Consider the following 23332-nt stretch of genomic DNA (forward strand, 5'->3'; position numbering starts at 1 on the left):
ACCCATGAGCCAGCGCCCCAACCCCAGCAACCCCGCCGCCACACGCGGTGGGCGTGCGCCTGCGGTTCGGGTGCCGCTGCCCAAGGGCCAGCAGACCCGCGCTGCCATCCTCGAAGCCGCGCTGGCCCAGGCCTCGCACATGGGGCTCGAAGGACTTTCCATCGGCGCGCTGGCGGACCAGACCGGCATGAGCAAGTCCGGCGTGTTCGCCCACTTCGGCTCCCGCGAAGAGCTGCAGATCGCCGTGGTGGCCGAATACCACCGCCGTTTCGAGGAAGAGGTGTTCTTCCCGGCTATCCGCGAGCCGCGTGGCCTGCAGCGCTTGCGCGCGCTCTACCAGCGCTGGGTGCGCCAGGTGGCGGTGGAACTGGAGAGCGGCTGCATTTACATCAGCGGCGCGGTTGAGTTTGACGACCGCCCCGGCCCGGTGCGCGACGCCCTGGTGACCATGGTCAAGGCCTGGCACGCGGCGCTGCACAAGGCCATCGTGCTGGCGCGCGACGAGGGCCACCTGAGCCCCGACTGCGATGTCGACCAAATCCTGTTCGAGCTGCATGGGCTGATCCTGTCCCTGCATCACGACGCCCGATTCCTGCGCAGCGAAGGCGCGCTGGAGCGGGCCGCACGCGGTTTCGACCGCGTCATCCACGCCTGCATCACCCCGGCCGGAGTGGCCACTGAACCCGTGGCGCCGCGCCGCCGCAAGACCCGATAACCCCCGAAGGAGACCCGCCATGCCCAGCTATACCCCGCCTCTGCGCGACATGCAGTTTGTGTTGCACGAAGTGCTGAACGTGGTGGATGAGCTCAAGATGCTGCCGCCCTATGCGGACATCGACGCCGACACCATCAACGCCGTGCTGGAAGAGGGCGGCAAGTTCTGCGCCGAAGTCATCGCCCCGATCAATCTGAGCGGTGACAAGGAAGGCTGCCAGCTCGACAAGACCACCCACGAGGTCACCACGCCCAAGGGCTTCAAGGAGGCCTACCAGACCTATATCGACGGCGGCTGGGCGGCGCTGGCCTGCGACCCCGCCTACGGTGGCCAGGGTCTGCCTCTGCTGGTGAACCAGTGCTTCTACGAGATGCTGAACAGCGCCAATCAGGCCTGGACCATGTATCCCGGCCTGAGCCACGGCGCCTACGAGTGCCTGCACGCCCATGGCACCGACGAGCAGAAGAAGCTCTACCTGCCCAAGCTGACCAACGGCCAGTGGACCGGCACTATGTGTCTGACCGAGCCGCATTGCGGCACCGATCTGGGCATGCTGCGCACCAAGGCCGAACCGCAGGCCGACGGTACCTACAAGATCACCGGCCAGAAGATCTTCATCAGCGCCGGCGAACACCAGCTGGCCGAGAACATTGTGCACCTGGTGCTGGCGCGCCTGCCGGACGCACCGGCTGGCAGCAAGGGCATCTCGCTCTTCATCGTGCCCAAGTTCAACGTCAACGCCGACGGCTCCCTGGGTGAGCGCAACGGCATCTTCTGCTCGGGCCTGGAGCACAAGATGGGCATCCACGCCAACTCCACCTGCCAGATGACGCTGGACGGTGCCATCGGCACGATGGTGGGCCAGCCCAACAAGGGCCTGGCGGCGATGTTCGTGATGATGAACACCGCCCGTCTGGGCGTGGGCAACCAGAGCCTGGGTCTGACCGAAGTGGCCTATCAGAACGCCGTGGCCTACGCCAAGGACCGCCTGCAGATGCGCTCGCTCAGCGGCCCCAAGGCGCCGGACAAGCCGGCCGATCCGATCATCGTGCACCCCGATGTGCGCAAGATGCTGCTGACCGCCCGCGCCTACGCCGAAGGCGCGCGCGCCCTGCAGGCCTACACCGTGCTGCAGGCCGACAAGTCGATCAGCAGCGATGACGAGGACGAGCGCAAGGAAGCCGAGGCCGAGCTGGCGCTGCTGACGCCCATCATCAAGGCCTTCATCACCGACAACGGCTGGATCGCCACCAGCCACTGCATGCAGGTCTACGGCGGCCACGGCTTCATCCACGAGTGGGGCATGGAGCAGTTCGTGCGCGATGCGCGCATCAACATGATCTACGAGGGCACCAACACCATCCAGTCGCTCGACCTGCTGGGCCGCAAGGTGCTGGGCAACAACGGCGCCACCCTGAAGAAGTTCGGCAAGAAGATCGCCGCCTTCATCGAGGAAGAGGGCACCAACGAGGCGATGCAGGAGTTCATCAACCCGCTGGCCGACCTGGGCGACAAGGTCAACAAGCTGACGCAGGAACTCGGCATGAAGGCTTTCGGCAACCCCGACGAAGTGGGCGCCGCGGCGGTCGACTACCTGCGTGTGGTGGGCCACATGACATTCGCTTACTTCTTCGCCCGCATGGCCAAGGTGGCGCTGGAAAAAGAGGGTTCCGGTGACCCCTTCTACCGTGCAAAACTCGCCACGGCCCGCTTCTATTTCGCCAAGCTGCTGCCGGAGACCGCGAGCCTGATCCGCACCGCCCGCGCCGGCCTGAAGCCGCTGATGGAAATGGACGAGGCCCTGTTCTAAACCTCAATGCCCCGGCGCCGGGGCCCCCTCAGGAGAAGCCATGAAGTCCTTGATCGCCGCTGCAGTTCTCGGTCTGTTTGCTCTGGGCGCGCATGCGCAGATGAGCCCGGTGGGTGTGTGGAAGACGATCGACGACGAGACCAAGCAGCCCAAGGCGCTGGTCCGCATCACCGAGGCCAACGGCGTGGTGAGCGGCCGGATCGACAAGCTGCTGGCCGCCGATGCCAAGCCCGACGCCAAGTGCGACAAGTGCGAGGACGACCGCAAGGACAAGCCCATCGTCGGCATGGAAATCATCCGTGACGTCAAGAAGGACGACGACGTCTGGGGCGGCGGCACCATCCTCGACTCCGCCAAGGGCAAGGTCTACAAGACCCGGCTCAAGCCCGTGGACGGCGGCAAGCGCATGGAAGTGCGCGGCTATGTGGGCTTCTTCTACCGTACCCAAGTCTGGGAGCGGGTTGAGTAAACCCCTCCTTCAAGGCCCGGCGTTCACAGCCGCCGGGCCCTTCAACCTCCGCTAGGAGCATTCCCGTGAGTCGATTCCAAGTTCGCAAAGTGGCCGTGCTAGGCGCCGGCGTGATGGGGGCGCAGATTGCCGCCCATCTGGTCAACGTGAAGGTGCCGGTGGTGCTGTTCGACCTGCCCGCCAAAGAGGGCCCGAAGAACGGCATCGTCACCAAGGCCGTCGAAGGCCTGAAGAAGCTCAAGCCCGCGCCCCTGGGCGACGCCGCCGAGGCCGCGCTGATCCAGCAGGCGAACTACGAGGAACACCTGGAACTGCTCAAGGGCTGCGATCTCATCATCGAGGCCATTGCCGAGCGCATGGACTGGAAGCTGGATCTGTACACCAAGATCGCTCCTTACATCGCCCCGCACGCCATCGTGGCATCCAACACCTCGGGCCTGAGCATCACCAAGCTCAGCGAGGTGCTGCCGGAAGAAATCAAGCCGCGCTTCTGCGGCATCCATTTCTTCAACCCGCCGCGCTACATGTACCTGGTGGAGCTGATCAACACGCCCACCACGCGCCCCGAGATCCTGGACCAGCTCGAAGCCTTCGTCACCACCAGCGTCGGCAAGGGCGTGGTGCGTGCACATGACACGCCCAACTTCGTGGCCAACCGCGTCGGCATCGCCGGCATGATGGCCACCATGATCGAGGCCGAGAAGTTCGGCCTGACTGTGGACGTGGTGGACGACCTGACCGGCAAGAAGCTCGGTCGTGCCAGCTCGGGCACCTTCCGCACCGCGGACGTGGTGGGCCTGGACACCATGGCCCACGTCGTCAAGACCATGCAGGACAACCTGAAGGACGACCCCTTCTACTCGACCTACGCCACGCCGAAAGTCCTGGCCGGTCTGATCGAGAAGGGCGCGCTGGGCCAGAAGGCCGGCGGCGGCTTCTACAAGAAGGTCGGCAAGGACATCCTGCGCCTCGATTTCGCCACCGGCGAGTACGTGGCTGGCGGCAAGAAGGCCGACGAGATCGTCGCCCGCATGCTCAAGAAGGCCCCGGCCGACCGCATCAAGCTGCTGCGTGAGTCGACCAACCCGCAGGCCCAGTTCCTCTGGTCCATCCTGCGCGACAGCTTCCACTACTGCGCTGTGCACCTGGCCACCGTGGCCGACACCGCCCGCGAGATCGACTTCGCCATGCGCTGGGGCTTCGGCAGCAGCCAAGGTCCGTTCGAGCTGTGGCAGGCTGCCGGTTGGACGCAGGTGGCGCAGTGGATCGCCGCCGACATCGCCGACGGCAAGACGCTCAGCAGCGCCCCGCTGCCCGCCTGGGTGACCGAAGGCCCGGTGGCCGCCGCCGGTGGCGTGCACACCGCCGAAGGCTCCTGGAGCGCTGCGGAGGGCAAGTTCAAGCCGCGCGCCGCGCTGCCCGTGTACGCCCGCCAGCCCTTCCCCGAGACCCTGGTCGGCGAAGCCGCCAAGGACCCGCTGAAGAGCGGCACCGAGCTGTTCAAGAACGAGGAGATCCGCGTCTGGACGCTGGACGGCGAAGTCGTCATCGCCTCCATCACCGCCAAGCTGCACTTGATCAGCCCGGCCGTGACCGAGGGCCTGCTGAAGGCCGTGGAGATTGCCGAGGAAGGCTACAAGGGCCTGGTGATCTGGAGCCCGGACGACGTGTTCAGCGCCGGCGCCAACCTGGAAAGCCTGATGCCCGTGTTCATGAAGCTTGGCTCCAAGGGCATCGCCCCGGAAGAGAAGAAGCTGCAGGACGCGATGCTGCGCATCCGCTACGCCAACGTGCCGGTGGTGGCTGCCATGCGCGGCCTGGCTCTGGGCGGCGGCTGCGAGCTGGCGGTGCACTGCGCGCGCCGCGTGGCCCATGTGGAGAGCTATGTCGGCCTGGTGGAAGTGGGCGTCGGCCTGGTGCCGGGTGCCGGCGGCCTGACCTACATCGCCCGCCGCGCTGCCGAGATGGCCGCGGCCGGCAACTCGGGCGCCGACGTCTTCACCTTCCTGAAGGACGGCTTCCTGAGCGCCGCCACCGCCAAGGTGGCCACCAGCGCGCATGAGGCCAAGAAGATCGGCTACCTGCTCGACAGCGATGTCATCGTGCCGAACAAGGACGAGTTGCTGCATGTGGCCACCGCCCAGGTCAAGGGCATGGCCGAGTCGGGCTACCGCCCGCCGCACAAGGCCGTCTTCCCGGTGGCCGGCCGCAGCGGCATCGCCTCGATCAAGGGTCAGGTCGCCAACATGCGCGACGGCGGCTTCGTCAGCGCCCACGACTACCACCTGGCCAGCCTGATCGCCGACGTGGTGTGCGGCGGCGAAGTGGAAGCCGGCTCGCTGGTGACCGAGGAATACCTGATGGCGCTGGAGCGCAAGCACTTCTGCGCCCTGCTGGACAACCCCAAGACCCAAGAGCGGATCATGGGCATGCTCCAAACCGGCAAGCCGGTGCGCAACTAAGGACACCCGGTGACTTCCCCGAACCGCCTGCAACGCGCGCTGGCCAAGCTGGACGGCCTGCCCGGCCCGCTGCGCCGCGCCGGCCGCAACCTGGTGCTGCGCCGCGCCGTGCCCCTCACCGGCACGGCCGGCCTGGATTTCCAGGCGCTGACGGTCGAGCAGGCGGTGGTCTACATCGCCAACCGCCGCAAGATCCAGAACCACATCGGCGGTGTGCATGCCGCCGCCATGGCGCTGGTGGCCGAGTCCGCCACCGGCATGGTGGTGGGCATGAACGTGCGCGACGACTGCCTGCCGCTGTGCAAGACCATGAAGGTCAAGTTCAAGCGCCGCGCGCAGGGTGCGCTCACGGCCACGGCCTCGCTGGAGCCTGAACAGCGCCAGCTGATGCACGAGACGGACAAGGGCGAAGTGATCGTGGCGGTCCAGGTGACCGACGAAGCCGGCGAACAGCCGATCGAGTGTGAATTTGTCTGGGCCTGGGTGCCCAAGAAACCTCAGGCCTAAACACCGTAAGGAGCTCATCATGAGCAAGCAAGTCCAAGACGCCTACATCGTTGCCGCCACCCGTTTGCCCATCGGCAAGAGCGGCCGTGGCTACTTCAAGAACACCCGCCCGGACGAGATGCTCGTCAAGGTGATGCAGGCCGCGCTGGCCCAGGCCCCGGGCCTGGACCCGAAGGCCATCGAGGACGCCATCGTCGGCTGCTCCTTCCCTGAGGGCGAGCAGGGCATGAACATCGCCCGTGTCGCCTCGGTGCTGGCCGGCTGGGGCAATGGCGTCGGCGGCGTCACCATCAACCGCTACTGCGCCTCCGGCATCACCGCGGTGCAGATGGCGGCCGACCGCATCCGTGTGGGCGAGGCTGACGTGATGTTCGCCGGCGGCGTCGAGTCGATGTCCATGATCCCCATGGGCGGCAACAAGCCCAGCCTCTCGCCGCTGATCTTCGAGAAGGACGAGAACATCGGCATCGCCTACGGCATGGGCCTGACCGCCGAGAAGGTGGCTGCGCAGTGGAAGATCAGCCGCGAAGACCAAGACGCCTTCTCGCTCGAATCGCACCGCCGCGCCGTGGCGGCGATGCAGGCCGGCCACTTCGACGCCGAGATCACGCCCTTCGACATCGTCGAGCGCACGCCCAACCTGGCCGATGGCAGCGTCAACATCAAGACCCGCACGGTGAAGCTGGACGAAGGCGCCCGCCCCGACACCAGCCTCGAAGGCCTGGCCAAGCTCAAGCCGGTGTTTGCCGCGAAGGGTTCGGTGACGGCCGGCAACAGCTCGCAGACCAGCGATGGCTCGGGTGGCTTGCTGATCGTCAGCGAGGCCGCACTGAAGCGCTTCGGCCTGACGCCGCTGGCCCGTTTCGTCAGCTTCGCCGTGCGCGGCGTGCCGCCCGAAATCATGGGCATCGGCCCCATCGAAGCCATCCCCGCCGCGCTCAAGATGGCCGGCCTGAAGGCCAGCGACATGGGCTGGGTGGAACTGAACGAGGCCTTCGCCGCACAGAGTTTGGCGGTGCTGAACGACCTCGACAGCAAGGGCTTCGAGCTGGACCGCAGCAAGGTCAACCCGAACGGCGGTGCCATCGCCCTGGGCCACCCGCTCGGCGCCACCGGTGCCATCCGCGCGGCCTCGGTCATCCACAACCTGCGTCGCACCAAGCAGAAGTACGGCATGGTGACGATGTGCGTCGGCGCAGGTCAAGGCGCCGCCGGCATCTTCGAGGCCCTTTGAGTCATCCGTCTTGCTACTGCGCGACCCGATAGCAGGCCTGCGGTGCTCGCCGTACGGGAGTACGGCTGCGCTCCTCAACCTGCTCTCGGGCCGCTCGCTACGCAATCCGGACGACTCAAACTGAGGACCTTGGATAAAGGATCTTGAAATGCAGCGCCGCCACTTTGTTCTGACGGGTGCCGGCGCTGCAGCTTTGTCCGGCTGCGCCGGCCAGCTCGAAACCTTCAGCTCACTGAAGGAGGCCAAGCAGCAGGTTCTGGACCTGGGCTTTGGCGAGCCGAAGCTGAAGCATGAGAGCTGGTCGCTCAGCCAGCTGCTGCAGCACCTGGCCCAAAGCATCGAGTACTCGATGCAGGGCTACCCTGAGATGAAGGGCCCGGTGTTCCGTGCCGTCATCGGCAACACCGCTTTCGCGGTCTTCAACGCACGGGGCGCGATGAGCCACAACCTGGCGGAGCCCATCCCCGGCGCGCCGGCATTGAAGCCGCAGATTTTGCTCAAGGACAGCATCGCCCGCCTGCTCGCGGCGCTGAATGCCTTCGAGGCCTGGGGCGGCCCGCTCAAACCCCATTTCGCCTACGGCGAGCTGGACAAGGCGCAGTACACCCGCGCGCACCTGATGCATCTCGCGAACCATTGGTCGCAGATCGAGTTCCCCAAGACGACGTGATCGACACCCCCTTGCGCTCGGGCGACGGCACGCCGCTTGCCGCGCGGCTCTTCCTGCCCGAGGGCAACCCGCAGGCCGCCGTGCTGATCGGCGCCGCCATGGGCGTGCCGCAGAGCTATTACGCCGAGCTGGCGCGCTGGCTGGCCGACCAGGGCCTGGCGGTGCAGACCTTCGACTTCCGCGGCATCGGCGCCTCGCGGCCCGAGGCGCACCGGCGCAGCCTGCGCGGCTACCGCGCCGGCATCCAGGATTGGGTGCAGGACATGGACGCCGCGCTGCGCCATCTGCAATCCCAGGTGCGAGGCGCGCCGCTGCTGGTCGTCGGCCATTCGCTCGGCGGCCAGCTGCCCGGCCTGCTGCCCTCGCGCGAGCGCATCCAGGGCCTGGTGGGCGTGGCGGCGGGCAGCGGCTTCTGGGGCCACCAGCCCGAGCCGCAGCGCAGTCGCGCGCGCTGGTTCTGGGGTTGGGGTGTGCCCCTGGCCACCACGCTGTACGGCTACTTCCCGGGCGCCAAGCTCAAGCTGATCGGCGACCTGCCGCTCGGGGTGATTCGGGACTGGAAGCGCTGGTGCAACCAGAGCGGCTATCTGCTGGACGACCCGGGGCTGCGCGAGCATTACCAGGGCTTCACGGCGCCGTTTGTCTCGCTGCAGATCAGCGACGACGAGATGCTCAGCGAGACCAGCATCCAAACCCTCTACCAGGGCTACGCCGGTGCCCGCGAGCGTGAACTCATCACTCTGACGCCCGCGGCCGGCGGCCGCATCGGCCACCTCGGCTTCTTCCGCGCCCAGCAGGCCACGACACTGTGGCCCATCCTGCTGCAGCAGCTGCAGCGTCTCTCTGGAGTGACCCCAATATGAGCATCAAGACCGCCACCATCAATGGCGTGGCCACGATCGAAATCGCCCGCCCCGAGAAGAAGAACGCCATCACCTCGGCGATGTACTCGGAGATGGCCGAGGCCCTGCAGGCGGCGAACGCCGACGGCCAGGTGCGCGCGGTGCTGATCACCGGCCAGCCCGGCATCTTTACCAGCGGCAACGACCTCGAAGACTTCATGGCCCGCCCGCCGCGCGATGCCGACGCCCCGGTGTTCCAGTTCATGCAGGCCCTGCTGGGTTGCGAGAAGCCGGTGATCGCCGCCGTCACCGGCGCGGCCATCGGCATCGGCACCACGCTGCTGCTGCATTGCGACCTCGTCTATGTGGCCGACGACTGCCGCCTCGCCATGCCCTTCGTCGCCCTCGGCCTGGTGCCCGAGTTCGGCTCCAGCCTGGTGGTGCCGAAGCTGCTGGGCCATGTGAAGGCGGCCGAGAAGCTGCTGCTGGGCGACCCCATGACCGGCGCCGAAGCGGTGGAGTGGGGCATCGCCAACGCCGTGCTGCCGGCCGCCGAGGTGCTGAACCACGCGCGCCGCATGGCCGAGCGCTTCAACAGCCTGGCGCCCAGCGCGGTGCGCGCTTCGAAGCGCCTGATGCGCGAGCCCGGCCTGGCCGAGCTGCAGCGCGTGATCCAGACCGAGGCCGAGATCTTCGGCGCGCGCCTGCGCAGCCCCGAGGCCATGGAGGCCTTCCAGGCCTTCTTCCAGAAGCGCGCCCCCGACTTCTCGAAGTTCGAGTGACGCGCAAAGCCCTGCTCGTCGGCGCCAGCGGCCTGGTGGGCCGCGCGCTGCTGGAACGCCTGCTGGCGGAGCCCAGCTACGGCGAGGTGCATGCGCTGCTGCGCCGCCCCATCGCGGGCTGGCCGCAACACCCCAAGCTGCACACCCAGCAGGTGGATTTCGCCGCCCTGCCCAAGCTGCCGCGGCTGGACGAGGTGTTCATCGCCCTGGGCACGACGATCAAGCAGGCCGGCTCGCAGGCCGCCTTCCGGGAGGTGGATTTCGACGCCGTGCTGGCCAGCGCACGGGCGGCCCGCGCCGCCGGGGCCAAGGCCCTGTTCATGGTCTCGGCGCTGGGCGCCGATCCCAAGTCCACGGTGTTCTACAACCGCGTCAAGGGCGAGGCCGAGCAGGCCGTGCAGGGCCTGGGCTTCGAACAGGTGGTGTTGGCCCGGCCCTCGCTGTTGCTTGGTGACCGCGCGGCGCTGGGCCAGCCCGGTCGCGCCGGGGAGGGCACAGCCACCCGGCTGCTGCGCCCCTTGTCCGGGCTGATCCCCCGCAGCGTGCGCCCGATTGAGGCCACCGCCGTGGCGCAGGCTCTGGTGGCGGCGGCGCAGCAGCGCCAGCCGGGCCTGCGCATCCTCAACTCGGCTGAGATGCAGCCGCGCTAGCCTTTGGCTCCAAGGCTCGCAGCGGTTTGTAGGGCGGGGCTGGTGCATCGACCCAATACGACCTGCGACCGTCCTGGTGCTGCATGACCAGGCCTTGGCCGTAGGGGTCCATGGTCACCACGCGACAGATGCTGGGGTCGCTTATGTTTCCTGCGTAGTCGAAGGCCACGCCCCATCCAGGCTCCGAATTCCGCCCACCAGCCTGTGCCCCGATGGCCTTGCCCTTCAAGGTGTTGGCACGCATCTGCATCGCCTGTTCGCGCGGCAGATTCCAGTTGAATGACTCGGGGTCCAGGCGCTCCTTCACGGCCGGCTGATCGGTGTAGCCGTTCTCACGCACGTAGCGTTCCGCCAGTGCGATGGCTTGCGCACGGGTGATGGGCTTTGGGCTGGCGGCTTGCTTCTCACCACAGCCCACAAGACAAGCGGCCAAAAGGGTGCAGAGGAACGGCCTGAGTCGCACGGAAGGGTCCTTGAAGATCATTGATGTGCTGCCGCTTCGGTGCGTGCTGGGCCTTCCTGAACGCTCAGCCAGGGCCAGCGCGCCCGATAGGACGCCGCCTTGGCACGGAACAGCGTGCGGTGGTCGATCAGCGAGTTCGGCCGCAACCGCCCGGCGTACAGATCATCCAGCCCATAGGGCGCCTGCAGGCGCAGGCGGCCATCCGCCTGGGGCTGCACGCCCACGCAGGTGCCGGGGATCAGGAAGCGGGCGATGCCGTCGGCGCTGCAGCCCAGGGGCTCATAGGGGTGGCCGCACCAGTCCTCGTACCAACAGTGCACGCGTGCCTGGTTCTTGGCCTCCACCGGAACGCCCGGAAAGGCGGCCTGCACGCGTTGCTGCACGGCGGCCTCGGCCGCGGCTGAAAGGTCGCCGGCGTCGAAGTAGAAGAGGTCGTAGTCCTTGATGCCGGACTCGGGGGCTCGGCCGCTCTTCAGGTTCCAGACGGTCTGGAATAGGCACCCCGCCACCAGCCAGGCATCGGGCAGCTGCAGCGCCGGCAGGCCGGCCAGCAGGGCGCGGTTGATGGGGTTGCGCTGGATCTCGCGCAGGAACTGTTCGGGGCTCATGGCTGGCGTTCTACCAGCCGGGGCCAGGTTCAGCGCCCGCTGGGTTCGCCTACGTCCAGCTCGATGCGCACGAACACCGCCTGGTCGCGGCCCCGGCGCTTGGCTTCGTAGAGGGCCTGGTCGGCCAGGTTGAGCAGCTGGTTGGCACTCCAACTCTGGCCGCCGGGCACGGGGCCGGTGGGTTGTTCGGTCCAGCCGGCGCAGTCGGGTCCAAAGCTGGCCGCGCCGATGGAGACCGTGAGCCAGCCGTTGACGCCGTCTTCGTGTGGCACGGCGCGTGCGGCCAGGCGGCTGCGCAGGCATTGCGCCACGGCCTCGGCGCCCTCGCGGTCGGCGCCGGTCAGCAGCACGGCAAATTCCTCGCCACCGTAGCGGGCCACCAGGTCGCCCGGGCGTGCCGCGCATTGGCGCAGCACCTCGGCCACGGTCACCAGGGCCTGGTCGCCGGCCAGGTGGCCGTAGCGGTCGTTGAAGCGCTTGAAGTAGTCCACGTCCAGCAGCATCAGGCTGAAGCGCTGGCGCTCGCGCAGGGCGCGGGCCCATTCGCGCTCGATGGCCTCGAGCAGCACATGGCGGTTGGCGCAGCGGGTCAGCTGGTCCAGCGTGGCCTGCTGGCGCAGGGCGTCGAGCGCCTGCTTCAGGCGCAGCTGGGTGCGCACGCGCGCCAGCAGCACGGCCGGGCGCACCGGCTTGGCCAGGAAGTCGGCCGCGCCCAGTTCCAGCGCAGCCTGCTCGGTGGCGTCGTCGCTCTGGCTGGTGATGACGATGACCTGCAGCTCGCGGGTGTCGGGCAGTTCGCGCAGCTGGCGCAGCACCTCCAGGCCGTTGAGGTCGGGCATCTGGGCGTCCAGCAGCAGCAGGTCGGGCGGCTCGGTGCTGGCCAGGGCCAGGGCCTCGCGGCCGGCGGTGGCAAAGCGCAAGCGCCCCAGGCCGTTCAGTGCGCGCGCAATGGCCTGGATGATCAGTGGGTCGTCGTCGACGATCAGCAGATTGGCGGGGCGCAGCGCGGCGTCGGTCATGGCTGGATCTTCACCGATCCGGCCCGGTCAGGCCGGCTTCTTCCAGCAGGCGCAGCGCGGCCGGGAACTGCAGATTGGCGACCTGTTGCTCCCAGGCCTCGGCACGCTCGGCGCCCAGGGCCTGGGCCAGGCCGGGCAGGTAGCGCTGGTAGTCGCTCAGGGCCTCCAGGTCGTTGGCGCGCAGCTGGGCCAGCAGGGCCTGCCAGGCCGGGCCCTCGGGTGGCGGGCCACTGGTTTGCGGGCGACGCTGCGCGGCGGCCTGCAGGGCCGGGGCGGCGGCCTGGCTCAAGGCCCGCAGGGCCTGCCGCACCGCGTCCAGCAGCGGGGGCAGGGTGGGGGCGCTGCTGCGCAGGGCCTGTTCGGCGGCGCTGGCGGCGCTGTGCAGGCTGCGGGCGCCCAACTGGCCGGCTGAGCCGCGCAGCTTGTGCAGGCGGGCCAGCCAGTCGGCACGCTCGGCCTCCAGATCCGCCGTCTGCCAGGCTTCGAGCGCGGGCAGGTGTTCGTCCAGCAGGCGGCGCAGGGATTGCAGGAACAGCTCGCGCTGGCCGCCCATCAGCAGCTGGGATTGGGCGTGGTCGATGCCGGCGATCAAGGGCCATTCATCGCCCTCCGCGCTGGCCAAGGCCGGCGTGCTGCGTGCGGCGGCCAGGGGCTCGCGGCGGCGCGCCTCCACGCTGTGGCGCAGGCTGCGCACCAGCTGGGCGGGCTCCAGGGGCTTGGTCAGGAAGCCGTCCATGCCGGCGGCCAGCGCGCGCTGGCGTTCCTCTTCCAGCGCGCCGGCGGTCAGGGCCAGCACGGGCAGCTCAGCGCCGCCGGGCAGTTGGCGCAGGCGGCGGGTGGTTTCCAGGCCGTCCATGCCGGGCATCTGCACGTCCATCAGCACGGCGTCGAAGGGTGGCGGGTCGCTGGCCTGCAGCAGGGCGAGCGCGGCGGCGCCGCCGTCGGCCGTCTGCACCAGGGCACCTTCGCGGCTCAGCAGACGCTGGGCCACCTCGCGGTTGAGCTCGCTGTCGTCCACCACCAGCACGCGCACGCCGGGCAGCCAGGCGGCGTCCAGGGCGTCGATGCGGGTGGCCTGCAGTACGCGCTCCAGGCTGCCGGTGCGGCGCACCACGGCGCGGTTCACCGCGTTGAACAGGTCGGAGGGTTGCACGGGCTTGTGCAGCAGGGCGTCGGACCACTCCGAGCCGGCGGCGGCGCGCAGGCGCTCGGGGGCGGCGGCGCTGATGACCAGCACCGCGGGCAGGCTGTCCGCGCCCTGGCTCTGCACCTGCTGCTGCAGGGTGCTCAGGCCATCGGGGCCGGCGCCCAGCTGCCAGTCCAGCAGCATCACATCGGGCTCCGGGCCGGGCTGCGCCAGGCGCTGCAGCAGGGCCTCGCCGCTGTCGAGCGCCTCGATCTGCCAGCCCAGGCTGCGGCATTGCGCGGCCAGGGCCTCGCGCTGGGCGGCCTCGTCCTCGACGATGAGCACGCGCAGCCCGCCGCTGGCGCTGCTGGCTTCGGCGCGCTGCAGCGGCAGGCGCACGGTGAAGCAGCTGCCCTCGCCGGGCTGGCTGCGCAGGCTCACCGTGCCGCCCAGGCGCTCGCTGAGCTCGCGCACGATGGCCAGGCCCAGGCCGGTGCCGCCGTAGTGGCGGGTGGTGGAGGCGTCTGCCTGCACGAAGGGGCGGAACAGCTGGGCCTGGGCCTCGGGGGTGATGCCGATGCCGCTGTCCTGCACCTCCCAGCACAGCCACTCGGCGCCTGTCGCGTCGGCCTCCAGGCGGGCACGCAGGCGCACCGCGCCCTGGGCGGTGAACTTGATGGCGTTGCTGCTGAGGTTGAGCAGGATTTGGCGCAGGCGCTGCGGGTCGCTGCTGATGAGTTCGGGCAGGGCCGGGTCGAGCTCGGTGTGCAGGCCCAGACCCTTGGCCTGGGCCTGCGGCTCCATCAAGGCGCGCACCTCGTCGAGCAGCTGCTGTGGCCGTACCGGCAGCTGCTCCAGGCGCAGCTCGCCAGCTTCGATCTTGGCCAGGTCCAGCACGTCGTTGATGATGGCCATCAGCGAGCGTCCGGCCAGCTGCAGCTTGCCCAGCAGGGTGCGCTGCTCGGCGTCCAGCGGGGTGTCCTGCAGCAGGTGCGCGACACCCAGCACGGCGTTCATGGGTGTGCGGATCTCGTGACTCATGTTGGCCAGGAACAGGCTCTTGGCGGCGTTGGCGGCCTCGGCCACCTGCTTGGCCTCGCGCAGGGTCTGCTCGGCGCGGCGGCGTTCGGAAATGTCCTGCGCAATGCCCAGGTAGCCGATCAGGCGATCGGCCTCGTCGCGCATGGCGGTCACCACCAGGGCCACGGGCACCTGGCTACCGTCCTGGCGCACGTAGGTCCATTCGCGCAGCTCCGAGCCTTGCTGCTCGGGCAGGTGCACAAAGACGCGGAAGCCCTCCACCGGCCGGCCCGAGGCCTGGCTCAATTCCTGCCCACGCGCCTGCACCTCTTCGGGGAGGTGCAGCACGGCCGGGGTCTGCCGGCCCACCATGTCTTCGGCGCGGTAGCCCAGCAGGCGTTCGGCGCCGGGGTTGAAAACGGTGATGACACCCTCGGTGTCGGTGGCGATCACCGAGACCTCGGTGGCCGCGGCCAGCACCTGCTGCAGCAGGCGGGCGGCGCGCTGCTGGCGCTGCTGCGCCTGCTTGAGCTCGGTGATGTCCTGGTGGGTGCCGTACATCCACTCGGGGCGGCCGTCCTCGGTCCAGCTCAGCACACGGCCGCGCGAGAGCACCCAGACCCAATGGCCGTCGCGGTGGCGCAGACGCAGCTCGACCTCGTAGAGCGAGTCGCGGTTGCGCAGATGGGCCTGCATCAGCTGGCGGGCCGCGGCACGGTCGTCCGGGTGGGTGAGCGCTTCCATGCGCTCGGGGGTGATGGGTTGCAGTTCGTCCAGCGTGTAGCCCAGCATCTCGGCCCAGCGCGGGTTGTGGCGGGTCGCGCCCGTCTGCACATTCCATTCCCAGGTGCCCACATGGGTGCCTTCGAGGATGTTGGCCAGCCGCTCGCGCTCGTGCAGCAGGTCGGCGGTGCGCGCCATCACCTGGCCCTCCAGCTCGGCATTGAGCTGCAGCACGCGACGCTGGGCGGCGCGTTCCTGGCCGATGTCGCGCAGCGTCAGGCTGCCGCCGCCGTCCTCACCCTGCAGCGGGGTCCAGTCCACCGCCACTTCCAGGGGCTCGGCGGCGTCTGCGCTGCCGCGGCGCACGCGGGTCTCGAAGCGGCAGGCTGGGTCCTGTGGCTGCGGCCAGGGGGCTTCGGCGTGCAGCAGCTCGGCCAGCGCGCGGCTGCGCACCTCGTCGGCCTGCCAGCCGAACAGCGCCTGCGCGCCTTGGTTCCAACTGCGGATGCGCTGCTCGCCGTCCAAGCCGATGAAAGCGTCGCGCGACTGATCGAGCACGCGCGCCTGGCGCAGGCGTTCGGCGCGCATGCGCTGCTGGCGCTCATTGGCCGTCCACAGCAGGTAGAGCAGCAGCAGGCCGACCGGGCCGAGCGCGAGCGGGATGCGCAGGCGCTGGCCCAGCTCGCTGCGCACCTCCTGCTCCAGCTGCTCTTGCGGCTGGCCCAGCAGCAGGGCCTGCTCGGCCTCGTCGCTGCGCTGGTTGGGTTGGTAGAGCGCTTGCGCCAGCAGCAGGGTGCCGCTGGGACCGGCCCAGGCGCGCAGCGCGGGCTCGGCGTCCACCCAGGGCGAGGCCACGCTGTGGAATACCTGTGGCCAGCGCAGCAGCTCGCCCACGGGTGTCGGCGCGCGCAGCCCGGGCGGCGCCACCATCAGCTGCTGCTGGCTGTCCAGCACGTAGAGCTGTTCGCCCGCCGGCAGCTGGCTGCGCAGGCTTTCCAGTCGTTCGCTGAGGTCGATGACCACGCTCAGCACGGCAACGGGGCGACCCTGCGTGCTGCCGGGCGGGCCGTCCACGGCCAGCAGGGCCTCGTAGCTCCAGCGCGGGCGGCCATCCGGCCCGGGCGCGCCGGCGCGGGGCGCAGCGATGTACAGAGTCCCGGTGGGCTGGCGCAGTGCCAGGGCCAGATGCGGACTCGGATCCGGTTCCGTCACCAAGGCACCGGCCCGTGCCACCAACTGGCCGTCCACGCGCAGCACGCTCAGGCTCTCGCTGGCGGGGCGGTCGAGGTAGCGCAGGCTCAGGCTCTGCACCTCGGGGGCGGTGCGCAGATGGGCGCTGAAGATCTGCTGCATGCGGCGTTGCCAGTGCGCGCGGTCCGAGCCATCGAGCGGGTCCACTCCCGTGGGCAGGGAGCGCCACAGGCCGAGCACCGGAGGCGTCTCGGCCAGAAAGGTCAGCACCTTGCGGCGCGCCTCGCGCTGCTGCTCGCGCTGCGTCACCAGCTGCCGCGCCTGCTCCTGCAGATGGCGGGCCAGCTCGGCGGCGCGGCGCGCGCGGATCTCGCTCTGTGCCACCGCTGCATAGGCCAGCACGCCGAGCAGCCAGAGCAGCAGGGCGCCCAGCGTGAGGCGGCTGGTGGCAAAGGCGCGCAGCGGGCGCGCGGCCTCGCGTTCGGGCAGGCCCAGGGCCTGCAGCTGCTGCTCGCGCTGGCGCGTCAGCACGCCCAGCAGCAGCGCGCCCAGGCTGCTCAGCGCCACCCCGATGGCCAGCACGGCCGCCGGGCTGCGCGGCTGGGCCGCGGCCAGCAGGGCAGGCTGGGCATCGGCCTGCAGCTGCCAGTTGCGGCCCATGATGCGCAGCGCGCGCTGCGTGCTCAGACCGGTGCCGCTGCGTTCGCCCTCGGCATCGGTGCGGAAGAAGGGGCTGCGCTCGGCCTGGTCCACCAGGCGGATGTGCACCTCGTCCAGCCCGGCGCCCAGGCTGCGCAGCACGGCGTCAGCCAGCAGCGGGGCGTGCACCCAGCCCTGCGTGGCGCGCTCGCGCGCGCCGGGGGTGCGCAGGTCGGCGCCCTCGGCGTACACCGGCAGCAGCAGTAAGAAACCGCGGTGCGGGCTCTCGGCCGCCTGCATCAGCGTGAGCGGGGCGGTGAGCCGCGCTTCGCCGCTCAGTGCGGCCTGGCGCGCGGCCTCGCGGCGGTTGGGTTCGGAGGCAATGTCCAGCCCCAAAGCCTGGCGGTTCAGGGCCTCGGGCTCGACGGCGCGGATGACCAGGCGCTCCTCACCATGGGGGCTCAGCTCGCGCACCGCGAAGTCGCTCAGGCCTTGCGCCCGCATCTGGGCCACGAAGCGCGCTTCCTCGGCGCGCGGCACGCGCTGGATCAGGCCGAAGCCGCGCGCGCCGGGGAACTCGCGTTCCAGCTCGCGGCTGTTCGCATAGGCGGCGAAGGCCTGGCGGGGCAGACCGATGCCGCCGGCCGCCAGCGCCGCGCCGCGTGCACCGCGCAGGCCCAGTTCGTACAGGCCGAAGCGCTCCTGCACGCCGCGCGCCAGTTCGTCCACCACGCGCTCGAAGCGCTGCTGCGCCGCGCGCTCGTTGCTGCGGTGCACCTGCATGGCCAGCGCCAGCGTCAGCAGCAGGCCGAGCAGCCACAGCCCGAGCGCCCAGGGCTGCGAGGAGAGGGGTGTCCGGTGGGGTGTGACCATGGCGTCTTGGGCCTGACGATACCCGCCGCCGCTGCGGCCCCGGCTCCGCCTTTGCCCGCACGGCCCAGCAAGCCGCTCCCCGCCAACGAAGCGGCGCGCCGGCTGATCAGGCGTGGCGCTTCAGGAAGCCGGAACCCGCCGCATCAGCAGCGGCTGCGCGCTCACCACCGTGATGCCCAGCAGCACCAAGGCCGCGCCGCCCAGAAAGGCGGGCTCCAGGGCTTCGCCCAGCAGCCAGACGCCAAAGCCCACGCCGAACAGCGGCGTGAGGAAGCTGAACACGCCCAGGCGCGAGGCCAGGTACTGGCGCAGCAGCCAGAACCACACGCCGTAGCTGATGAAGGAGACGATCACCGTCTGGAAGGCCAGGCTGGCGGCCAGGCGGGCGCTGGGCTGCACGGCGGTCTGGCCCAGCAGCAGGGCGGTGAGCAGCAGCAGCACGAAGCCGCCGCTCAGTTGGTAGAAGAGCGTTTCCGCCGGCGCCGCCGTGGCCAGGCGGCTGGCGCGCACCGCCACCGTGGTGGCGCCCCAGGCCGCACCGCCCAGCAGGCCCAGCAGATCGCCCCACAGCACCTGGGAATTCACCGCGCCGCCGCGGCCCAGAAAGGCCAGCGCCATGCCGGCAAAGGCCAGCGCCACCCCGGCCCATTGCAGCGGGTGCAGGCGCTCGCTGCGCTGCACCCAGGCCAGGCCCAGGGCGGCAAACACCGGCGCGGTGTAGAGGAACACCGCCATGTGCGCGGCGCTGGTGTGGCGCAGGCCTTCGCCCACCAGCATGAACTCCAGCCCGAACAGCCCGCCCACCAGGGCGCCGGCGCGCCATTGGCCCTCGCGCCAGTGCAGGCGCTCGCCGCGCCAGCGCATCCAGCCCAGCACCAGCAGCGCGGCCAGGCCCGAGCGCAGGCCGATCTGCAGCGTGGGCGCCATGTCGGCCGCGGTGGCCTTCAGGGCGATCTGCTGGAAGCCCCAGATCAGGCAGAGCAGGCTCATGATGGCCATGGCGCGGGCGTCGAGGGGGCGGTGCAGGCTGGACATGGGGCCGATTCTGGTGTGACGGGTTCGCTGCCGGTTCATCGAACCCGACAATCTCTGCCACCGCCGCGCCACCGCATGAAAGCTCGCCCCACCCCCGCCGCCACGCTCAGCACGCCCTACCGCGACGCCCTGCCGGCGCAGATCGTGTTCCGCGCCGCCACCCTCAGCGCCCCGGCCAGCTACCCGCGCCACCGCCATGCCTGGGGCGAGTTCGTCTACGCCTACGAGGGCGTCATCGAGCTGCAGTTCGCCGGCCACCAGCTGCTGGTGCCACCGCTGTGCGGCGCCTGGCTGCCGCCTGAGCTGGAGCACCGCGGCCTGAACCGCCAGGCGGTGGTGCATGCCTCGCTCTACCTGGCCGCGCCGCTGTGCGCGCAGCTGCCGGCCCAGGCCTGCGTGCTGACCGTGGACCCGCTGCTGCGCGCCCTGCTGGAGCGCTGGCGCCAACGCCCGCCCGAGCCAGCGCGCCCGCCCGATGCGCGCCAACTGCAGGTGGCGCTGGACCTGCTGCACGAGGCCCAGCCCAGCGGCAGCTACCTGCCCGGCAGCCGCGACCCCCTGCTGGCGCCACTGCTGGAGGCGCTGAGCGCCAACCCCGCCGACCCGCGCGGCCTGGCCGACTGGGCGCGCCAGCTGCACAGCACCGAGCGCACCCTGCAGCGCCGCTGCCAGCAGCAGCTGGGCATGGGCTTCACCGAATGGCGCTCGCGCCTGCGCACCGTGCGCGCGCTGCCGCTGCTCAGCGCCGGCCGCAAGCTCGACGCCATCGCCCACGAGCTGGGCTACGCCAGCGCGGCTGCCTTCATCGCCTTGTTCAAGCGCCAGATGGGTGTGACGCCGCAGGCCTACCGGCGCGGGGTGAACGGGCCGGGTTGAAGCGCAGGCGGCGCACGCACCCTTATCAGCCCGCGCCGCTGCGGTAGCCCACGGGGTAGAGGCTGTGCGCGTTGCCCGCGCTGGCATAGCTGATGTAGCCGCCGCAGCCCAGCACCTGTTCGGGCTGCAGGCAAAGCGTGGCGATGAAGGCGTCGAAGCTGGCGTAACGCACCTGCTCGGCGCTCACGTCTTCATTGGAAAGCAGCACCTGGCCGGCGAACGGGCCTTCCACCGGCAGCAGCCAGTAGCTGGCGTCGCCCGGAATCTTGCCGAAGGGAATGGCGCTGCGCACCCAGCTGGGCAGCGCCTCGGGCTCCTCTTGAAAGTCCACGCTGAGCAGCCAGTCCAGCATCTCGGCGGCGGCCTCGTGCCATTGCTGGGCGGGCAGCAGCAGAAAGCCGGCCGACCACAGGTCCTGCGCATCGGTGCAAAACAGCGCCGCCCCGTTCAGGGCCTGGTACACGGCGAGCAGCTGCGCCGCCGCGGCGGGCTGCGCCGCCAGCGCCGGCGGCCGTGCCTCCAGCGGCGCCAGATGCCGCACGGCGATGGCCACCTGCTGCGGCGCTGCGCCTTCGTGCTCGATGTCGTATTCGCTGGGTTGCGCCAGCACTTCGGGTTGCGGGTGTTGCAGCAGTTCCTGCAGCAGCTGCAGGGCGTTGTGCCGGGCCAGCGCCGCTTGCACCGCGGCTTCACGCTGGCGCTGCGCGCGCAGGGTGGGGCCCCAGTCGAAGGCGATCAGCTCGGCATGGGGCTGCAGATGGTCCAGCAGGCAATCCTCCAGCGCCTGCCAGGCCAGCGAGAGCTCGATCTCGGCCTCGCTGTCCGCGCTGGCAAAGGCCACGCCGGCAAAGCCCTGCAGAAAGGCCTGCGCGCCCGGCTGCTGGCTTGTCTGTTCCTTCAGCGCCTGCTGGAAGGCGCCGCTGGGGCGGGGCTGGCCTGCCATCACGGACTGCATCAGCGCGCCCAGCTCCGTCAGCCCCTGCTCCTGGCCGAGCCGCAGCAAGGTCTGCGCCGTCTGCGGGTGGCGTTTGAAGGCCCGGGCAAAGCTGCTGGCGCTGGCCTGCTCGTCGAGCCTGAAGTAGTCCAGCAGCAGCTGGTGGATGGCCGCACCCGCGCCGGAGCGGGCGGGGGAGGGCTCCAAGCCCTCGCGGATCTGGGCCAACAACTCGCTGGCGCTCAGGCGCTCACGTTGCTGCAGCAGTTCGGTCAAGGGGCTCATCAAGGGCTCGGGCGGTGGGCGCGGGGTGTGCGCATTGTTGAGCCAGCGCCGTGGCTATCGCCGCCATTGCCAGGCTTGCCTTGCCCGGGGCGGACGCGCTTCCTAGACTGCGGCGCACCCACCAGCCAATCAGGAGACCTCTCAATGTCCAGCGAAGCCAAGTGCCCCTTCCATCACGGGGTTCCACAAACCACCCAGGCCGGCAGTGCCGGCAACCGCACTTGGTGGCCGAACCAGCTCAACCTGGCCATCCTTCACCAGCACGCCCCCAAGGGCAACCCGATGGGGGAGGACTTCGACTACGCCGCCGAGTTCAAGACCCTGGACCTGGACGCCGTGGTGAAGGACCTGACGGCGCTGATGACCGACTCGCAGGACTGGTGGCCGGCCGACTGGGGCCACTACGGCGGCTTGATGATCCGCATGGCCTGGCATGCCGCCGGCACCTACCGCGTGCACGACGGCCGCGGTGGCGCCGGCACCGGCAACCAGCGCTTCGCGCCGCTGAACTCCTGGCCCGACAACGGCAACCTCGACAAGGCGCGCCGGCTGCTCTGGCCGATCAAGCAGAAGTACGGCCGCAAGCTCTCTTGGGCCGATCTGATGATCCTGGCCGGCAACGTGGCGCTCGAATCGATGGGTTTCAAGACCTTCGGCTTTGCCGGCGGCCGGTCCGACATCTGGGAGCCCGAGCAGGACATCGACTGGGGCCCCGAGACCAGCTGGCTGGGCGACCAGCGCTACAGCGGTGACCGGAAACTGGCCAACCCGCTGGCCGCCGTGCAGATGGGCCTGATCTACGTGAACCCCGAGGGCCCGAACGGCAACCCCGACCCCGTGGCCTCCGGCCGCGATGTGCGCGAGACCTTTGCCCGCATGGCCATGAACGACGAGGAGACCGTGGCCCTGGTGGCCGGCGGCCACACCTTCGGCAAGGCGCATGGCGCCGGTGACCCCAAGCTGGTGGGGCCCGAGCCCGAGGGCGCCGCCATCGAGCACCAGGGCCTGGGCTGGATCAACGCCTTCGGCACGGGCAAGGGCGTGCACACCACCACCAGCGGCATCGAAGGCGCCTGGAAGCCCAACCCCACGCAATGGGACAACGGCTACTTCGACATGCTGTTCGGCTACGAGTGGGAGCTCACCAAGAGCCCGGCCGGCGCGCACCAGTGGGTGGCGAAGAACTGCAAGCCCGAGCATCTGATCCCCGACGCGCATGACCCGAGCAAGAAGCACCCGCCGATGATGACCACGGCCGACCTCTCGCTGCGCTTCGACCCCGGCTTCGAGAAAGTGGCGCGGCGCTTCCACCAGAACCCGGCCGAGTTCGCCGACGCCTTTGCGCGCGCCTGGTTCAAGCTCACCCACCGCGACATGGGCCCGCGCGCCCGCTACCTGGGCAAGCTGGTGCCCAAGGAAGAACTGATCTGGCAGGACCCGATCCCGCCCGTGGACCATGCGCTGGTGGACTCACAGGATGTGGCCGCTCTGAAGGCGCAGGTGCTGGCGTCCGGCCTCGGCGTCGACCAGTTGGTGCGCACGGCTTGGGCCTCGGCCTCCACCTTCCGCGCCAGCGACAAGCGCGGCGGTGCCAACGGTGCCCGCATCCGCCTGAGCCCGCAGAAGGACTGGGCCGCCAACCAGCCGGCCGAACTGGACAAGGTGCTGGCCGTGCTTTCGGGCATCCGCGAGGCCTTCAATGCCCAGGCCGGCGGCGGCAAGAAGATCTCGCTGGCCGACCTGATCGTGCTGGCAGGTGGCGCCGCCATCGAGGCCGCGGCGCAAAAGGCGGGCCTGAGCCTGAGCGTGCCCTTCCATCCTGGCCGCATGGATGCCCGCGCCGACCAGACCGATGCGGCGTCCTTCGCCGTGCTGGAACCGCAGGCCGATGGCTTCCGCAATTTCGTCAAGCCCGGGCTGGAAGCGCTGGCGCCAGAGTTGCTGCTGGACAAAGCCCAGCTGCTGAGCCTGGGCGCGCCCGAGATGACGGTGCTGGTGGGCGGCCTGCGCGCGCTGGGCGTGGGGGGCTCGCATCCGCTGGTGCAGCGCCCCGGCACCCTCAGCAACGAGTTCTTTGTCAACCTGCTCGATATGGGCACGGCCTGGCAGCCCGTCGGCCCGGGCCTGCTGGAGGGCCGCGACCGCAAGACCGGCGCCGTCAAGGGCCAGGCCAGCAATGTCGATCTGGTCTTCGGCTCCAACTCGCAGCTGCGCGCCATTGCGGAGGTCTACGCCAGCAGCGATGCGCAGCAGAAGTTCGCGGAGGACTTCGCTGCGACATGGGTCAAGGTGATGGAGCTGGACCGCTTCGACTTGCGGTAAGCCGAGGGCAAGACGGGCGCCGCACAATCGGCGCTCGCCTTGCCTATGAATGCCCGCAACCGCCTGACCCGCTGCAA

At 69.9% G+C, this 23332-nt stretch carries 18 protein-coding genes; 12 read left to right on the forward strand and 6 right to left on the reverse strand.

The genetic code is table 11. The features are described from left to right. Positions 1-4 precede the first annotated feature (4 nt). The 10 genes from ACE3QP_RS07015 (at position 5) to ACE3QP_RS07060 (ending at position 10141) form a co-directional block, all read left to right on the forward strand. On the forward strand, positions 5-715 hold the full coding sequence (locus ACE3QP_RS07015; protein WP_374434737.1) for a TetR/AcrR family transcriptional regulator: 711 nt from the start codon (positions 5-7) through the stop codon (positions 713-715). 19 nt (positions 716-734) lie between these two features. After that, positions 735-2525: an acyl-CoA dehydrogenase C-terminal domain-containing protein gene (locus ACE3QP_RS07020; protein ID WP_374434739.1), complete on the forward strand. Its 1791-nt coding sequence runs from the start codon at positions 735-737 to the stop codon at positions 2523-2525. Between the two features lie 40 nt (positions 2526-2565). Beyond that, positions 2566-2994 carry a DUF2147 domain-containing protein gene (locus ACE3QP_RS07025; RefSeq protein ID WP_374434740.1) on the forward strand — a complete coding sequence of 143 codons (429 nt, stop codon included), beginning with the start codon at positions 2566-2568 and terminating at the stop codon, positions 2992-2994. A gap of 65 nt (positions 2995-3059) precedes the next feature. After that, positions 3060-5456, forward strand: coding sequence for a 3-hydroxyacyl-CoA dehydrogenase NAD-binding domain-containing protein (locus ACE3QP_RS07030; protein WP_374434741.1), 2397 nt, complete (start codon positions 3060-3062; stop codon positions 5454-5456). Between the two features lie 9 nt (positions 5457-5465). Continuing rightward, positions 5466-5963 carry a DUF4442 domain-containing protein gene (locus tag ACE3QP_RS07035; RefSeq protein WP_374434743.1) on the forward strand — a complete coding sequence of 166 codons (498 nt, stop codon included), beginning with the start codon at positions 5466-5468 and terminating at the stop codon, positions 5961-5963. Between the two features lie 19 nt (positions 5964-5982). Beyond that, a complete protein-coding gene (locus tag ACE3QP_RS07040; protein ID WP_374434744.1) occupies positions 5983-7197 on the forward strand; it encodes an acetyl-CoA C-acyltransferase in 1215 nt (404 codons plus the stop codon). A 148-nt stretch (positions 7198-7345) separates the two neighbouring features. Further along, a complete protein-coding gene (locus ACE3QP_RS07045) occupies positions 7346-7867 on the forward strand; it encodes a DUF1569 domain-containing protein (protein WP_374434746.1) in 522 nt (173 codons plus the stop codon). Beyond that, a complete protein-coding gene (locus ACE3QP_RS07050) occupies positions 7864-8730 on the forward strand; it encodes an alpha/beta fold hydrolase (RefSeq protein WP_374434748.1) in 867 nt (288 codons plus the stop codon). The genes ACE3QP_RS07045 and ACE3QP_RS07050 overlap by 4 nt, the downstream gene beginning before the upstream one ends. After that, positions 8727-9491: an enoyl-CoA hydratase gene (locus ACE3QP_RS07055; RefSeq protein ID WP_374434750.1), complete on the forward strand. Its 765-nt coding sequence runs from the start codon at positions 8727-8729 to the stop codon at positions 9489-9491. Before ACE3QP_RS07050 ends, ACE3QP_RS07055 begins: the two co-directional genes overlap by 4 nt. Continuing rightward, positions 9488-10141, forward strand: a complete 654-nt coding sequence (locus tag ACE3QP_RS07060) for an NAD(P)H-binding protein (protein WP_374434752.1) — start codon at positions 9488-9490, stop codon at positions 10139-10141. The genes ACE3QP_RS07055 and ACE3QP_RS07060 overlap by 4 nt, the downstream gene beginning before the upstream one ends. Here ACE3QP_RS07060 and ACE3QP_RS07065 read toward each other — a convergent pair. The 5 genes from ACE3QP_RS07065 to ACE3QP_RS07085 form a co-directional block, all read right to left on the reverse strand. Then, a complete protein-coding gene (locus ACE3QP_RS07065) occupies positions 10113-10625 on the reverse strand; it encodes a hypothetical protein (protein ID WP_374434754.1) in 513 nt (170 codons plus the stop codon). The two genes, ACE3QP_RS07060 and ACE3QP_RS07065, sit on opposite strands and share 29 nt — an antisense overlap. Then, entirely contained in the window at positions 10622-11212 is a 591-nt protein-coding gene (locus tag ACE3QP_RS07070; RefSeq protein ID WP_374434756.1) for a nucleotidyltransferase family protein, read from the reverse strand. Before ACE3QP_RS07070 ends, ACE3QP_RS07065 begins: the two co-directional genes overlap by 4 nt. 29 nt (positions 11213-11241) lie before the next feature. Then, a complete protein-coding gene (locus ACE3QP_RS07075; protein ID WP_374434758.1) occupies positions 11242-12231 on the reverse strand; it encodes a diguanylate cyclase domain-containing protein in 990 nt (329 codons plus the stop codon). A gap of 10 nt (positions 12232-12241) precedes the next feature. Next, a complete protein-coding gene (locus ACE3QP_RS07080) occupies positions 12242-17803 on the reverse strand; it encodes a CHASE domain-containing protein (protein WP_374434760.1) in 5562 nt (1853 codons plus the stop codon). 120 nt (positions 17804-17923) lie between these two features. Continuing rightward, positions 17924-18838, reverse strand: a complete 915-nt coding sequence (locus tag ACE3QP_RS07085; RefSeq protein WP_374434762.1) for a DMT family transporter — start codon at positions 18836-18838, stop codon at positions 17924-17926. 75 nt (positions 18839-18913) lie between these two features. Between ACE3QP_RS07085 and ACE3QP_RS07090 the strand changes: the two genes are divergently transcribed. Beyond that, entirely contained in the window at positions 18914-19714 is an 801-nt protein-coding gene (locus ACE3QP_RS07090; protein WP_374434764.1) for a helix-turn-helix domain-containing protein, read from the forward strand. A gap of 25 nt (positions 19715-19739) precedes the next feature. Here ACE3QP_RS07090 and ACE3QP_RS07095 read toward each other — a convergent pair whose 3' ends face one another. Continuing rightward, positions 19740-20933 (reverse strand): hypothetical protein, encoded by a 1194-nt coding sequence (locus ACE3QP_RS07095; protein WP_374434766.1) that lies wholly within the window; start codon positions 20931-20933, stop codon positions 19740-19742. Between the two features lie 144 nt (positions 20934-21077). On the opposite strand from ACE3QP_RS07095, the gene katG reads away from it, so the two are divergent. Beyond that, on the forward strand, positions 21078-23255 hold the full coding sequence (gene katG, locus ACE3QP_RS07100) for a catalase/peroxidase HPI (protein WP_374434768.1): 2178 nt from the start codon (positions 21078-21080) through the stop codon (positions 23253-23255). Positions 23256-23332 lie beyond the last annotated feature (77 nt).

The organism is Inhella sp., from assembly GCF_041912635.1.
Classification (GTDB): Bacteria; Pseudomonadota; Gammaproteobacteria; order Burkholderiales; family Burkholderiaceae_C; genus Inhella.